At 59.8% G+C, this 14,020-nt stretch carries 9 protein-coding genes; all 9 read right to left on the bottom strand.

Annotated features, from left to right (window positions below; genetic code table 11):
- Nucleotides 1-25 precede the first annotated feature (25 nt).
- Nucleotides 26-931 (bottom strand): DUF58 domain-containing protein, encoded by a 906-nt coding sequence (locus ACYQ2I_RS07625; protein WP_460166416.1) that lies wholly within the window; start codon nucleotides 929-931, stop codon nucleotides 26-28.
- A complete protein-coding gene (locus tag ACYQ2I_RS07620; protein ID WP_460166415.1) occupies nucleotides 879-1,937 on the bottom strand; it encodes an AAA family ATPase in 1,059 nt (352 codons plus the stop codon). The genes ACYQ2I_RS07625 and ACYQ2I_RS07620 overlap by 53 nt, the downstream gene beginning before the upstream one ends.
- 176 nt (nucleotides 1,938-2,113) lie before the next feature.
- Nucleotides 2,114-4,342: an outer membrane protein assembly factor BamB family protein gene (locus ACYQ2I_RS07615; protein WP_460166414.1), complete on the bottom strand. Its 2,229-nt coding sequence runs from the start codon at nucleotides 4,340-4,342 to the stop codon at nucleotides 2,114-2,116.
- Between the two features lie 74 nt (nucleotides 4,343-4,416).
- On the bottom strand, nucleotides 4,417-5,460 hold the full coding sequence (locus tag ACYQ2I_RS07610) for a uroporphyrinogen decarboxylase family protein (RefSeq protein ID WP_460166413.1): 1,044 nt from the start codon (nucleotides 5,458-5,460) through the stop codon (nucleotides 4,417-4,419).
- Nucleotides 5,461-5,662: 202 nt separating this feature from the next.
- Nucleotides 5,663-6,577 (bottom strand): protoheme IX farnesyltransferase, encoded by a 915-nt coding sequence (locus ACYQ2I_RS07605; RefSeq protein ID WP_460166412.1) that lies wholly within the window; start codon nucleotides 6,575-6,577, stop codon nucleotides 5,663-5,665.
- Between the two features lie 101 nt (nucleotides 6,578-6,678).
- The gene (locus ACYQ2I_RS07600) at nucleotides 6,679-7,806 is read right to left on the bottom strand and encodes a COX15/CtaA family protein (protein WP_460166411.1); all 1,128 of its coding nucleotides are present in this window, start codon (nucleotides 7,804-7,806) and stop codon (nucleotides 6,679-6,681) included.
- 38 nt (nucleotides 7,807-7,844) lie between these two features.
- Nucleotides 7,845-9,017, bottom strand: a complete 1,173-nt coding sequence (locus ACYQ2I_RS07595) for a cytochrome c (protein WP_460166410.1) — start codon at nucleotides 9,015-9,017, stop codon at nucleotides 7,845-7,847.
- Between the two features lie 142 nt (nucleotides 9,018-9,159).
- Nucleotides 9,160-9,954 carry a hypothetical protein gene (locus ACYQ2I_RS07590; protein ID WP_460166409.1) on the bottom strand — a complete coding sequence of 265 codons (795 nt, stop codon included), beginning with the start codon at nucleotides 9,952-9,954 and terminating at the stop codon, nucleotides 9,160-9,162.
- A 198-nt stretch (nucleotides 9,955-10,152) separates the two neighbouring features.
- Nucleotides 10,153-13,986, bottom strand: a complete 3,834-nt coding sequence (locus tag ACYQ2I_RS07585) for a PDZ domain-containing protein (RefSeq protein WP_460166408.1) — start codon at nucleotides 13,984-13,986, stop codon at nucleotides 10,153-10,155.
- Between the last annotated feature and the right edge of the window lie 34 nt (nucleotides 13,987-14,020).

Here is a 14,020-nt window from a genome sequence, read left to right as displayed (position 1 = left end):
TCCACTGCGGAAACGCACCCTGCCGTCAAAAGCGACCGCCGGCCTGCCGCGCGGTCACGTACCGTGCCAAAGCCAAACCCGGCGGCTGATCCGTCGTCAATCGCAAGTAGTCGATCCCGACCGATCGCGCAAACGCGGCGACGTGTTTGCAATGCCGGGCAATCTCTTCACGGTACTCCTTACGAATCGTTCCCGGTTCGACCAACAGACGATCCGGCCCTTCCAAGTCGGCAAACAGAGCGGTACGACGAAAGTCGAACGCCAACTCTTGCGGATCGAGAATGTGAATCAACAGCACGTCGTTTCTTGCATGGCGAAGGCGTCGTAGCGGGCGTTCCATCGGCCGCCAATCGTCCAAGAAATCGCTGATGACGACCACCACGCCTCGCCGCTTCGTACGGTCGCACACCTCGGTAAGAAATCTCGGCAGTTCGGCCGTACCTTCGGGTGTTGCCTCTTCCAGCACACGAACCAAGTCGCCCCAAGCGGCTCCTTGCTGCACGGATCGCAGCCACACCGGCCGCGCGCCGCAAACCTGAAGCGTCACGCGATCCTGCTGGCGAACCATCAAATAGGCCAACGCCGCGGCCGTGCACCGGGCATAGTCGAACTTCGAGAAAACCGCGTCCTTACTACGGTAAGCCATTCCCGCAGAACAGTCCAAAACGAGATGGCATGTCAGATTCGTTTCTTCTTCGAATTGCTTGACGTAGAACTTGTCGGTACGGCCGAATACTTTCCAGTCGACATAACGCAAGTCGTCTCCCGGCGCATACTCACGGTGTTCGGCAAACTCGACCGAAAAGCCGTGGTACGGACTTCGGTGCAGGCCTGCCACGTAACCCTCGACGACGGTTCGGGCACGAAAGGTCAAGCCTTCAATTTGCGCCAGAACCTTCGGATCCAAGAATGTCGGGGAGTTTGCCGCCATGCACCAACTCGTCTTCGGGAAGCCGAACCGAATCAAGCAATCGGTCGATCAACTCGTCGACCTTGACCCCTTCGGCCTCGGCGTTGAAATTCGTAATAATCCGATGTCGTAAGACCGGATGTGCCGCACGTTTGACATCGGCCACCGAGGCATGCGGCCGACCCTTGATCGCGGCTTGCGCCTTGGCCGCCAAAACCAGGTATTGACTTGCCCGCGGGCCCGCCCCCCAAGCCACGAAGTCCCGCACGAAGTCGGGGGAATCCGGTCCCGGTCGACTGCGTCGCGCCGTCTGCAAAGCGAACTTGGCCACCACGTCGGAAACCGGCACACGCCGCACGACCCGCTGCAATTCGAGAATTTCCTCTCCCGAGAGCACCGGCTCGACTTCGGGCACTTCGCCGGCGGTCGTGCGCCGAACGATCGCCAATTCTTCTTCCTCGGATGGATAATCGATCCGGATTTCGAACATGAAACGATCGAGCTGCGCTTCGGGCAGCGGATAGGTTCCTTCTTGCTCGATCGGATTCTGCGTGGCCAATACGAAAAACGGTCGCGGCAGCGCGTGTCGCTTGCCACCGACGGTCACCTGGTATTCTTGCATCGCCTCCAGCAACGCCGCCTGCGTTTTCGGCGGTGTTCGGTTGATCTCGTCGGCCAAGATCACGTTCGCAAACACCGGCCCGGGCAAGAATCGAAGCTGCCGCACGCCGGTCGCCTTGTCCTCCTGGATCACTTCGGTACCGGTAATGTCCGACGGCATAAGGTCCGGCGTGAACTGAATCCGATTGAACTCCAACGACAGCGATTTCGCCAACGTCCGGATCATCAACGTCTTGGCCAGCCCGGGAACCCCCGTCAGCAAGCAATGCCCTTGGGCAAGCAACGCCGTCAACAGCTCCTCGATGACGGTCTCCTGCCCCACGATGATGCGGGCCATTTGCTCCTTCAATTTCGCGGCAGCCTCGGCAATTCTCGCCAGTTGTTGCACATCGTCTCGTTCGTTCATACCGCACCGATTTCAGGTAAGAAACAGGCCCTTGCCGTCATTGCCCGCCATCGAAGGCCGTCACGCCGAGGAATGTTCGTTTTCGCGTCCCAAGCAGCGAGAGCCGACATTCTCCGTACACTCAATTATCGTCGATCATACCCGACCGGCTCAAGCGCACCGAGACACTATGCCGGTTACCGATTCGACCGGTTAGCTTGGTGATTCCGCCGAAGGTTGTCATGAGTTTCCAGAACCGAGAACGCGCTTATGCGGGTCGGTTCCGCAATCAGGCAAACTCCGTCGGCCGCCACCAGATTGCCTCCGGCAGCTCCCTTCGACAGCAACTCATAGCGGTCGACCGGACGAGCCGTGACGGCGTCGACCGCATACACGGCTTCCCGCGTCGGCCAATAGACCGTAGATTCGGCAAGGAGTCCGCGTCCAAACCCGAGCTCTTCGTGCCCGTCGGGCCATCGAGCAACGATCCGCCCTGCCCTGTCGCCGCGCAACTCGATCCAGTAAAGGCGATCTCCCGAGGCGATCAGACGATCGTCGATCACGCCCAGCAAATCGCGAACGCGCTGCGTTTCCGGTCCGCTGTGCCACGTCATGCGTCCCGTCCGAGCCTCGAAGGCAAATACCTCCGGCGAATCGGCAGGAGCCACGTAGAGAGTTCCTCGATCGACTACACACGGATTCGGCGCCCGATACAGCCACGGCTCGGGATTCGCTAAATCCCCTTTCGTCGCCCTCGGATACGTCGTGATCCAACGGATCGTACCGCGTCGCCGATCCAACGCCGCCACCGCGCCCATGTTCGTATTGACGTACAGGTTCGCAGAATCGGCTGCGATCAACAGCGACACACATTCGGGAAAAAGGCCCCTCCCGGGCGTATCACCCGAACATACGAATCGTTCCCATTGCAACTTTCCGGTCGCCGCATCGAAGGCGGCGACGGAAATCCTCGCCGGCGCCCCGTCGCGCCACAAGACCGCGGCCACTTGCTCGCCCAGGCAAACCGGTGCACCGGCGAATACCAAATCGTTTTCCGGCGGAGAAATGCGCCACAACATCCGGCCTTGACCTTGGATGTCGAGGCAAATCAGCTCCGATGTCGCTGCTGCCTGCAAACGCTGCGTTTCCGTGTCCGAATTCGGCAGAATGGTTATCGGCACGAAAATCCTTCTTCCGTCCGACGATACCGTATACCGCGGCACGCCGACCGTATTGCGGGGCAATCGGGGCACGACCTCGGCTTGATCGCCCAAACGCAAGATTGCCGGCTCTCGTCCCCACGCCGGTTTGCCCGTCTTTTTGTCGACAACATACAACGCCTTTTCGCCCGCCACGATCACATGATCGCCCACCACGATCGGAAAGTAACTCGTCGGTGTCAGGCGGGTTTCGGCACTCCCCGGAATCGCCTCGGGAGCCGGGCTCCAAGCGGTAATCTCGCTCCATGGCGGCGAGGGCAACGGCAACTGCCACAACAGGCGAGAAAAATCGGGGCGGCCGCCGACTTGCCGCTGTCTTGTCGCTGCCCCGCCGAATTCCGACCATTCGCCGCGATCGCGCGGCGCAGCCCAAGCCTCGCTTTCTTTGAGAAGACTCCGCACGGCGTCCACGAGCATCGTATCGCGTCCGCCGAAGCGCCCCGTCGCGTCGGGGTGTAATTCAGCGAACGCCGCGGCTTCTTTTTCGGCCTCTCGACGTCGCCCGGCCAGAACGTCCGCCAAGATAATTCTCGCCCGAACCTCCGCCGGAGAATACTCACTGTCGTAAACGCTCAGCCACGTCGGAAAGGCGTCGCGGTCGTCGACCGGAAGGAGTTGTTCCCAATATGCCCGAGCCCCAATCGGATCGCCCTCGCGTAAGCGCAGCTCGCCGAGCAGCCACAGAGCATCGTCGGCCCAACTGCTTGCGAGCCCCTGCTCGACGACGCGTCGGAGCACATCCTCATCCAAGTTTCGGCGTCCCTGCTGGAACCAGGTGCCGAATGCCGGATCGGCCAAACGCCGGTATTCGGCAATCGTTTCCGGCGGAAAACGCAGCAGCATCGCCTGACAATAGCGGCGAACGCTCACGTATCGTCGAGGCACGTTCGGCAGATCGCCCGTCACATCGATCAGGCTGTCGCTACCCATGTCGGCAACGCGAACGAGAATACCGAGGGCGTCGTCGTATTGACCGGCATCCATCGCCCGGCGAGCCTGGTCGAGTTGCACCATCAACGACGCATCGGCTTCGTCGACGACGATCGACCCCGACAGTTCGTACACCGATGACGCATACGGGACGACCTGGGCCACAACGGCCCCTGCCGAGAATGCCGACATCGCAGCAAGTACGACCGTCGGCACGGCACACGCCGCCGTCGTTCGCAAAACGGCGAAAGCCCGCAGCCGTACTCGATGGATCATGTGGCCCACAATCATGCCGCCATGTTGTACGAAATCTCGCCGGCCATCCGAGGCCCCCGAAAGCAACTGTCGGATCACGCGCCCGACGATACTTCGCTCAACGTATCGAGAAAAGCCCGCAAGTTCTCGTCCGTCACGCCCGGAGGCATGCCGCCGCCGGCCGACCAAATAATCCGCGTCTTGTCGCCGATCGACGCGTAAGCGTCGCGCACCGCCTGCCGTACATCGTCCGCAGTTCCGCCGGCCAACACATCGCGAGGCGGAATGTTGCCGAACATCACAACCTCAGGCCCCAATGCCGCTCGCATATCGGGAAGTGAATGGGCAAACCCGAAGTTGAAAATATTGACGCCGACGTCGGCCAAATGCGGCGCACAAACCAGACCGTGCGCATCGTTATGGAACATTCGAACAGGGACATCGACGGCATGGAAAATGCGATTCAGGTACGGCTTGGCGAATTCCAAGAAATCTTTCTCGCCGACGAAGCCGACAATATCGTCCAGCACGAGGATTCCCTCGATGTCGGGAAACTGCTCCTTCTGATATCGGATCCAGTCGACCAGGAAACGAGTCACTTTGTCGAGCAGCACGTGCGTCCGCTCGGGATCGGTGCGCATCGCCAACAGCAATTCGGTTTGGCCAACCAAGTACGAGGCCACATTGAAGTGCCCCCGGCACGTTGCGAACCGAATCCGATGCCCCAAAGCCTCGATGCGCGAACGATAGCGGTGCAGTCGTTTGACGACGAACGGCAGTAAGCCCGACTTGCGACAGTCGGGCACTGTCAGGTCATCGACATCCTCGAAGCGACGAATCAGTTTCTCGGGAAAGGGAAATTCTTCTTCGGGCCACACACAGCGGCATCCGAATGCGGAAGGCTCGGTGCACATTGCGTATTCAGCCCAGAACCCCGGAATGAACCAGACGTCGGGATACTCCGTGACCGCTCGCCGATTCGTTTCGAACCAGAGCTCTTCGTTGGTCAGATATTCCATCAACGACGTCCCCGCCCAACCGGAGAGCCACGGGCAGTCGATTATGAATCCTGCCGGAGCTTTGCCGATGGAACGTCCTTCAATCACGTCGATGAGCTGTTGCCACTGGTCGTCGCGCATGCGTTCGTCCCTCCGAGTCGTGCGACTTCAGGCATCCATGAATTTCCGCATCCTTATCAGCATGGCGACAGGTGCAACCGAAAGCAACCACGGCGCATCGAGGGCGTCCCCGAAAAGGACACCTCGCGATCGCTGCTGCCGCAAATCGAAAAAGCCTCTTCCGAAATCACCCGTCGCAACGAGACCGGCGGACATGAACGAATTATGCCAACAAGAAGGCCGCGCATGCCAGCGGCAAATAGAGAAGCGATCCTCGAAGCAACCAGCGGGCGCTGACGGCACTACGTCGGCAAACGAACCAGATGGAACCGCCCAAATAGCCGACGGCGCCCGCCATCAGCGCCCATGCGCCCGGCATCGATAGATTTCCCCACAACACCACGACCGCCGAAAGGCACAACAGTGCCGTCGCACCAAAGAGCGTCAGCAACGTCACCAGGCGTCCGGAATCGTCCACGACCGGCGCCACCCGGACGTTCGCCCTCGCATACTGTTCACGGTACAACTCGGCGATCGCCATCGCGTGCGGAAACTGCCACAGATAGATCACGGCGAACAGCCCCCAACCAAGCGGCGATTCCCAACCGCCGACGACCGCCGTTCCTAGAAGCGCCGGCATCGCGCCGGCGAGTGCCCCTACGGCCGTTTGCCATGCCGAAACCGGTTTCAGGGGAGTATACATACCTACGTAGACAAACCAACTGAACACCGTCAGGCCGGTCAAGACGGGATTTGCCGACCACGCCAACATCGCAACGCCGAAGACGGTAATGCTCGCTCCCATCGCGGTTGCCACGTGCAGCGAAATTCGACCGGCGGGAATCGGGCGATTCGACGTTCGTTCCATCCGTGCGTCGCTGAGCCATTCCATGCGTTGGTTGAAGACGATCGCGCCGACGACCACCATTCCTACGCCGACCGCCGCATACAGCGTTTGCCCCCACGGAAACGGGCCGGGGCAAGTCGCCCAGGCGGCCACCAACATCGTCACCAAGACCATGGCGACGATCCGCAACCGGGCCAAAGCCAACAAATCGGAAACCAGCGATTTCGCAGCCGACGACATCGGCGCATCATCCAGTTCGACGCCATTCAAGGCGGTATCGCCGTCATTCATCCGCACAATCGTTTCTCGCTATCGAATGTCACTGATCGGCACTGCATCGCTCCGGTTGCCGAAGAATGCGAAGTTGGGTCATGCGATCGTTGATCGGAGTATCAACGCCGTCGGCGCTTCTTGGTCTTGGTTTTGGTGGACGGCGCGGGCTTGACGACAGTCTCGTTCGGGGACGCCTTCCGGTCTCCGGCCTTCCCCGACTCGGCAACCGCCGGATCGATCCACATCGCCCGCCGCTTCACCCAAACCGCCGAAGAAAAGGCGGTGATCAGCAACAACGAACCGACGGCCACATGCGCCGTAGTCGTCGTCGCTTGAAGCATTCCTCCGTCACGGACCGTGAACGGCACGGCAACGAAATTATTCGTGAACCAGCGCGGCCAGTTGTAATTCGTCACCCACGTTCCCACACCCAGGAGCAATTGTACGACGTAAAGCCCCAAATACCAGTTGACGCGTCGGACCAAGAAAGGACAATCCCGACGAAGCACGCCGACGGCCCGTCGAGCGATTCCCCAGATGATGACCAAACAAAGCCCGACCCCCACGTGCGACCATACCCACAACGTCCCCCACACAACGGGCAAGGTGGGAAAGAGATGCCGCACTTGCGCTCCCAAGACAATTTGGCAGTATGTCATCACCGCCAGCAACCAAAACGGCCCAGCGCTTAGTCGAGTCCTCGCGATCTCTCGTTCGGGTCGGCCCCACACTTTCGAATTGGACCAACGGTCCGAAGTGGCAATGACCATCCACGCGCAGGCAGCAAATACCAGTGGTGCCGTACAGCCGTGAATGTCGGCCAAGAGCATTTCCCGTCCGACGACGCGAAAGCCACCTAATACCCCTTGGGCCGAAATGGCCGTCAACACCCCCAACGCCCACCAACGGTAGCGACGTTCTTCATACTGCCACAGTGCCGCGACCAAAGCGATCGCCAAGAGGCCGACCGTCGCCCCGATCAATCGGTGACTGTGTTCCAAGAACACGTCCCACGTCTTCAACCAGCTTTCGATTGGATACAAAAACAAATTGTATCCGTAGGTGTTCGGCCAATCCGGAACAGCCATTCCCGCGTTGTACGTGGTGACCAGCCCGCCCATCCAAATCAACGGAAACACCATAATCGCCAGCGCCCAGGCGATTCGGTGAGCACGCCGGAGGCGCGACAGATTCGTGTCTGCGTGTTCGTCGGTCATGGGTAGTTTCACGGTAGGGTCGCTTTTCATTCCAAGAATCCGCCGCAGGGCGCGGAGTCGATCTGGTCCTAGAATCGATCCGGCGGGCTTGCCTGCTGCACTTGTGAACGCGACAGCGACAACACGTAATGGACGATGTCCCAAATTTCTTCCGGCTCCAATGCACCGGGAACCCCCGGCGCCGCCCCCGCAGCGGGCATCGGTGTTCCTTTGATACCGGTATAGATTCTCAAGTAAATATCTTCGGGTGTTCCCCCTCCGTGAAAGATCCCTTCGCGAAAGTCACGGGCTTGCAATCGCTGTAATGGAAGCTTGAACAACGGACGCAACTCGGCCGTCTGCTCCGGGGTCACCCCTTTCTTCGGCTTGTTCCAATCGTCGTACAACTCCTTTTCTTCGCCGTCGCCGTGACCTTCGGGGCCGTGACACTTCACGCACTGTGATTTTTCGGCTTGGTACAATTCTTTCCCGCGTGCAATCGACTCGGCCAATTCCTCGGCCGACAGCCGAGGCCGCTCGGGCTTGACGACGAACGTTTCGGGATCCAGCTCAGGCCAATCCCATGACTGGGCCGCCGGCATGACGCCCTCTTCCATCACCAGCTCGCGGTCCAGCGGAATCGGTTCGTTCTCGTCGACGACCAGTTGCACAAGATAACGTTCCGTCTCGCCGCGAATCGCCAAGTACTTCACGTACTCGATCAGGCATTCCAGGTCTTCGTCGGCCAACCCCATGAACGACGGCATGGCCGTGCCGGGCAGACCGCGGCGCAATGTCTTCCGCAGATCGCTACGGGTCGGCTTCGCCCCCAAGACGGTCGAGGTGTACTTGAAGATTCCCCAACGGAAATCTCGCGGATACGGAGTGAGCAGAGCCGCAATAGGTCCGGCACCGTCGCCCGATATCCCGTGACATGTCACGCAATGTTTTCGAAACAATCCTCGCTCCACGCCGTCATAATCCCGGCCGACCGGTCCTGCGGCTCGCTTGAGCTTTTTCGGATCAAGATCGACTCCGTCGGGCACCTTCGGGTCGTCGGGCGTTCCGAACAAGTCGGTCAAGGTTTCTTCCAAGACTTGACGCTGCAATGGGCTCACCGATTCCGGCTTCCGCCCTTCCAAGTTCAGTTCGAACGAGGGCGGCGAATACCGTGAACAGCCGGCCCAGGCGACGACCGCCGCAACAATCAGCCACCGGCGCCAAGGTATGCGGTTCGAATTGCACACGTTCGCGTGAAGCATCGAGAGTTCCCGCTCGTCTCGCTGATATCTCGTCTCGTTTCTACTCGGCCATCACCGCCGAAGTGCAAGCCCATGACGATTGGGCTCAGATTCGCTGCCGTGCATCACTTTCCGCCGACGGCACGGCCTCCGCAGCCCGCAATCACCTTCGCGTAAACAACGACGCCGGCAATGTGATCTCACCGAGGTCGTTCGTCCCCGGCTTGATATCGACGGAAAATCGCCCGCGAGGCCAGCTCGGCGTTTCCAAATACGTCGTTCGCTCGTGCCACACTTGAAACTCCCATGTCCCCACGGGCAACTTGGGAATCGTAAAACGACCGTCGGCTGTGGAGATCGCAAAATACGGCGTATCGCGAACAAGGATGTATGCCGATTCCCACGGATGATAATTGCACACGATCTGAACCGGTGACGTTTGCGCCCGCCGGAAACGCCATGTCGCCTCCGTCTTCTCACCCGGAGCGGGCGACAACACGATATTGGCCGGCAAATCCCCCAACGGAGCAAACGCAACATTTTGCGCGATCGGATCCGAATTGACGATGTGGAATACTTGCTTCGTGTACCAAATCGCCATGCAGTGCGGTTTGAAAATGCAATCGCGGTTGTCCAACAGGACTTCCTCCGACATTTCGGCCTCGCGCTCAGGTACGATCGGCATGCCGCGTGATCTCGCGTAGATGAACACATTCGCCAAGCCGCCGTCGTCGGAAACCATCAGCGACTCGTCTCGGATGTCGAATTTTCCGCAGCAGTCAACGTCCTTGTCGACCGTCAATTTCGCCCGCTCGGGCGGGTTGCCCATATACACCAACCGGCCCGTCAAATCTCCATAAGACGTCTGAAACAAGTTGCCTGCGGCAATCGTCGGCACGGCAACGGCTCCGGTAGCCAAGATACGCTCCAGAAAACGCCGACGTCGCATACGTGCCATCGTTCAGTTCTCCTTGGCAGCGAGAAAAAAAACACGGGGGATGTCACAAGTACTGCCGAATCCGCTCTGAGAATTTCCATTGTACGCTGCCGTGTCCCCCGAAGAAAACGCAGCCGGGTACACACGGAAAACAAGACGGCCCATTACGCCGAACGGGAAAATCTCCGGCAAGAAAACTTCCCCCCAAAACGACCTATCTCACGGCCTTAACGTCTCGGATTCGCTTTCCGAATCCGACGATAGCGTTCGTTCCAGGAGAAATTCCCCGTAATGCAGCAGCAGATCGATTACCGCCGCCATTTGCTCGCGGCTATCAGCGTCAAACAGGCGGCGATCCAGCGGTTCACCATCGGGCGGAAAGTTGACCGGCATACTCGTATACGGCAGCACCGATTTCGGATCGGCCACCCAGCGAACAAGATGCTCCTTTTTCAAACGATCGCGAACGCGGTCGAGTCGCGGTGCGACGACAAGCCCCGTCTCATCCGGCGGAAGGCGAGACCCGATCGCGTGACACTTCCCGCAGTAGGTCGTCGTGTCGGTCAACAGCAACTGCGCCTTCTCCCAAGCCGCGGTACGTGTCGATTCGTCGGTAAACTGCGGTAACAAAGTGTCGATGTCGATCGAACCGTGAATCCTCCGCCGTTGCCGCGCTTCGGCCACCGTTTCGAAATAGCGAACGAGCGTCTGACGGTCCCGGTCGGAAAGCGAGAATCGCGGCATGCGCAGCGCGCACGACGGCCGCACAACCGTCGGTGACGCGAGATAGTCGTCGAGCCAATCGGCGCGGACAGCTTCGCCCTCGTGAATCAATGGCGGCGGTCCGAGCCCCCACGCTTCCGCCTCTCCCATTGCAGCTCCCATTTGCATCAACCGCTGCAACAACACCGAATGCAATTGTCGTGCGAACCGTCCGCCCCACGCCTCCCGTCGTGCGGTCAATTGAGGCTTCGAAATTGCCAACTGCGCCCCGCCGACGGCCCACACCTCGCCGTCGATCACGGCCGGCTCCAGTAACGTAAAAAAGTAAAGCGGTTGGTCAAACTCATCCAAATCTTCAAGTAGGTTGCCTTCCATGTCGTACTGCGGAAGCCCGCGCACGGTCGCCGATTGGAACCCCGCCAAATCACGCAGCTTCGACGCCTTGCGCTCCGCGGCGGTGAATTGCGGCAAGAGACTCGAGTACGTCTCTCGCGGAACGGGCGGATACCACATCTCCGGTGCATAGCGAAACGTCCATTCTTCCGGTCGCAGCAGATGACAGGCATCGCAACCGTACTCCTCCATCACAGGCCTCGCCCTCGCCCGGATCGAGCGGAAGTAAGCCGCGTCGGAATCACGTCCGCTTTCCGCGTACGGCGACCAAGCCTCGCCGGGAGCATCTTGCGTGAGTCCCAAGACGAAGGTCATAATCGCCTCGCGATCTTCAAGCGACAGCGAAAATTGCCCCATACGCAAGAACTCGCCGTAGCGTTTCGTTTCGGCGATTTGATAATCGAAACTTCGCGGCGCAGTCAATTTTTGATACAGAAATCCTTCGCGGCGACGGTTTTTCACCAACGCCAAATACGGTCTCTCGCCGTCGGATTCCGACTGCTTCCGCCCCACATCCGTTTCGGCGAGATAGCGCTCGATTCGTTCGAACGCCAACAGTTCGACCGGCTTGCGTCCAAAATCCGAAAGTGGCGGACCGATCGGCGCTGCTCCCTCGAAGCCGGAAATCGTGTGACATCCGAAGCATCCACGACGGGCAATCGCCTGATAGCCTACGAAACGCGCCTTCGACGACAAACTAGCCCCGCCGATCAACGCCTCCCATCCGGTCCCCAAGACCGCCGCCCGTTCCGCCGAAAGGCCTCTTTCGGCACACGTTTCCAACTCCTCATTTGACAGCCGAGTTCCCGCAAACTCTCGAAATAAGCGATCGATCTCTTCAGCAATCGACGTAAGGGACGTTTCCGCTGTCGCTTCCGGGTTCTCCCCGGACAACAAATACCCGGCGAGATCACGGATCGGATCGCCTGCCGCCACAATGCCGTCTTGGTAGGCCGAAGGCGTGCTCAAAGGCGAATACTGCACCTCGACCGCAGGCATCTTCGTGCCTGTCGAATACGACGCGGGCTCGCGCAACCATGCCTCCAACCATCGTCGCGCGTTCGTGCCGCGTCCGATTCGCCGGGCCAAATCGGACAAGTCGGGCCCGATCGTGCCGCCGATCCCCGAATAGTCACGGTGCGTATGGCAGGCCAAACACCCTTGCGTCTCGAACAGTTCTTTGCCCCGCGTGATGGACGCAGGCTCGTAATTCCCGTCGGTGTTCACTTCGGAAGCAATCGCGTTCGAAAACGGGCGCGATTTCCACACGAGATATTCCGCAATGCATGCGATTTCCGCCTGCTCTATCGGCTCGGTCGAAGACCGGAGGGACCGACTCAAGTGAGAATCGATCCCGAACAAACGGGGCATCTTGGCGTCGGGCCTTACGGCACGAGGATCCGCCACAATTTTTGTAATGCTCTCTTTCGACAGTTTCTCACCGACATGCCGTAACGACGGTCCGATTTTTCTCAATGTGCCCGGATGTGCGGGAACGTCCCGCAGCAACCGCAACAGTTCCGCCCAGCGTGCTCGGGCAATCGGATCTTCCAAAGGCGTTGCTTCGCGCACCTGCTCCAAACCTTCCACGATTTGTTCCGGGGCGACAGATGTTACCGTGCCGTCAGCCACTGCGCGCAAACGCGAGGCAAGGTCTTCCGGTAACGAAAATTCGGCCAAGAGACTCTCGGCCGCCTCGACGCTGGGAGGTTTTGATCGCAAATCCGGTCCTGTGCGGCAACCGTCGCGATAACCCGATATTTCATGACACCCAAAGCACCCCAAACGCCGAACGAGACGATATCCCTCTACCGCCCGCGGAGCAGTGGAGGAGGCCCGAAATGCGTGGTCGGCCAAATCGAAGACTTCGTAATGGCAGCGAATACATCGTGACTCGAGGAGCGGTTCGGGCAGCATCGGTTGGGACCATTCCCGCTCGCCGATCGAGGCATCCACTGAACCGTCATCCCGCACGATCGTGTGTCCTGCGTGAACAAAATCGGTAGCCCACGGTCGGCCGTCGTGACACACCGTGCACCCGAAACGCGACGCAGGATGCGGACTGTCTTCAGCAACGAACAAATCCAAACGCGGATGCGCCGCCAGCGGCGAGTCCGTTCCTCGTTCGACCGTCAATACGACCGCGGGAACGAACCGATCCGGAAAGAACTCGGACGGATAGCCGACCTGCACGAGGGCCGCCTCGTCGGATGCACTACGCGCATCGTCAGTATGTGAGCGAGCGTCTTCGAGGAGCTCGAGAAGTACCGTTTTCGCTTCCGTCGAATCCGTCACCGGTCGATCCGCCATATGCGTGATCACATCGCCGATGTGCAGGCCCGCGCAGGCAGCAGGGCTTTTCGGCTGAATCGAGAGAACAGTCGGGCGTCGTGCTCCCGTCACGTCTCGATCGACAAGACACCACCCGAGCGCCTTGTCCAGTTCTTCGGGCTTCCGGATATCGGTTTCATCAGTCTCCCCGAGAAAGGGAAGCGGCAACCGCAAAGTCACCACAGTCTTCCCCGCAACAAGCGGATTGTGAGGCAATCCCGCGGCATTCTCCTCGATCCCCGCATGGCACGTCGTGCAGCGATCGACACGAGGCATCATGGCGCCACCGATTTCGACGGGAATATCGCGAACAAGCAGCTCACGAACGGTCGTGTTGCAATCGAAACCGGCGAGGATGGGCCCTCGCCGATGCTCGGCAACGACGAACGATTCCGGAGGTGATTGGGCCGGATTGGCAGCCGCTGTGCGAGCCGCTTCCAGCCAGGGCTCGACGGCCTCGCGCTGTTGTCGTTGCAGGCGGCGCCAGGGCCGGTCGGCATCGCGCAGTCCCAACCAGACGGTAACCCCCAGCGTCAACATTCCGCCGGCAAGAAACCACCAGTGCAGCGTCTTCAAGTTGTAAAACGTGCGATCGTCGACCGGCATACTTGAATCGATGTGTTCATAGTTTTCGAAGCCG

The sequence above is a fragment of the Thermostilla marina genome (assembly GCF_054657455.1).
The sequence above is the reverse complement of the archived record's forward strand: the minus strand, read 5'-3'. Positions and strand labels throughout refer to the sequence as shown.

Bases quoted from the DNA above. Each gene is read 5' to 3' on its own strand.
- ACYQ2I_RS07625 (WP_460166416.1), bottom strand. From the start codon at position 931: ATGGCGGCAAACTCCCCGACATTCTTGGATCCGAAGGTTCTGGCGCAA.
- ACYQ2I_RS07620 (WP_460166415.1), bottom strand. From the start codon at position 1,937: ATGAACGAACGAGACGATGTGCAACAACTGGCGAGAATTGCCGAGGCT.
- ACYQ2I_RS07615 (WP_460166414.1), bottom strand. From the start codon at position 4,342: ATGATCCATCGAGTACGGCTGCGGGCTTTCGCCGTTTTGCGAACGACG.
- ACYQ2I_RS07610 (WP_460166413.1), bottom strand. From the start codon at position 5,460: ATGCGCGACGACCAGTGGCAACAGCTCATCGACGTGATTGAAGGACGT.
- ACYQ2I_RS07605 (WP_460166412.1), bottom strand. From the start codon at position 6,577: ATGAATGACGGCGATACCGCCTTGAATGGCGTCGAACTGGATGATGCG.
- ACYQ2I_RS07600 (WP_460166411.1), bottom strand. From the start codon at position 7,806: ATGAAAAGCGACCCTACCGTGAAACTACCCATGACCGACGAACACGCA.
- ACYQ2I_RS07595 (WP_460166410.1), bottom strand. From the start codon at position 9,017: ATGCTTCACGCGAACGTGTGCAATTCGAACCGCATACCTTGGCGCCGG.
- ACYQ2I_RS07590 (WP_460166409.1), bottom strand. From the start codon at position 9,954: ATGGCACGTATGCGACGTCGGCGTTTTCTGGAGCGTATCTTGGCTACC.
- ACYQ2I_RS07585 (WP_460166408.1), bottom strand. From the start codon at position 13,986: ATGCCGGTCGACGATCGCACGTTTTACAACTTGAAGACGCTGCACTGG.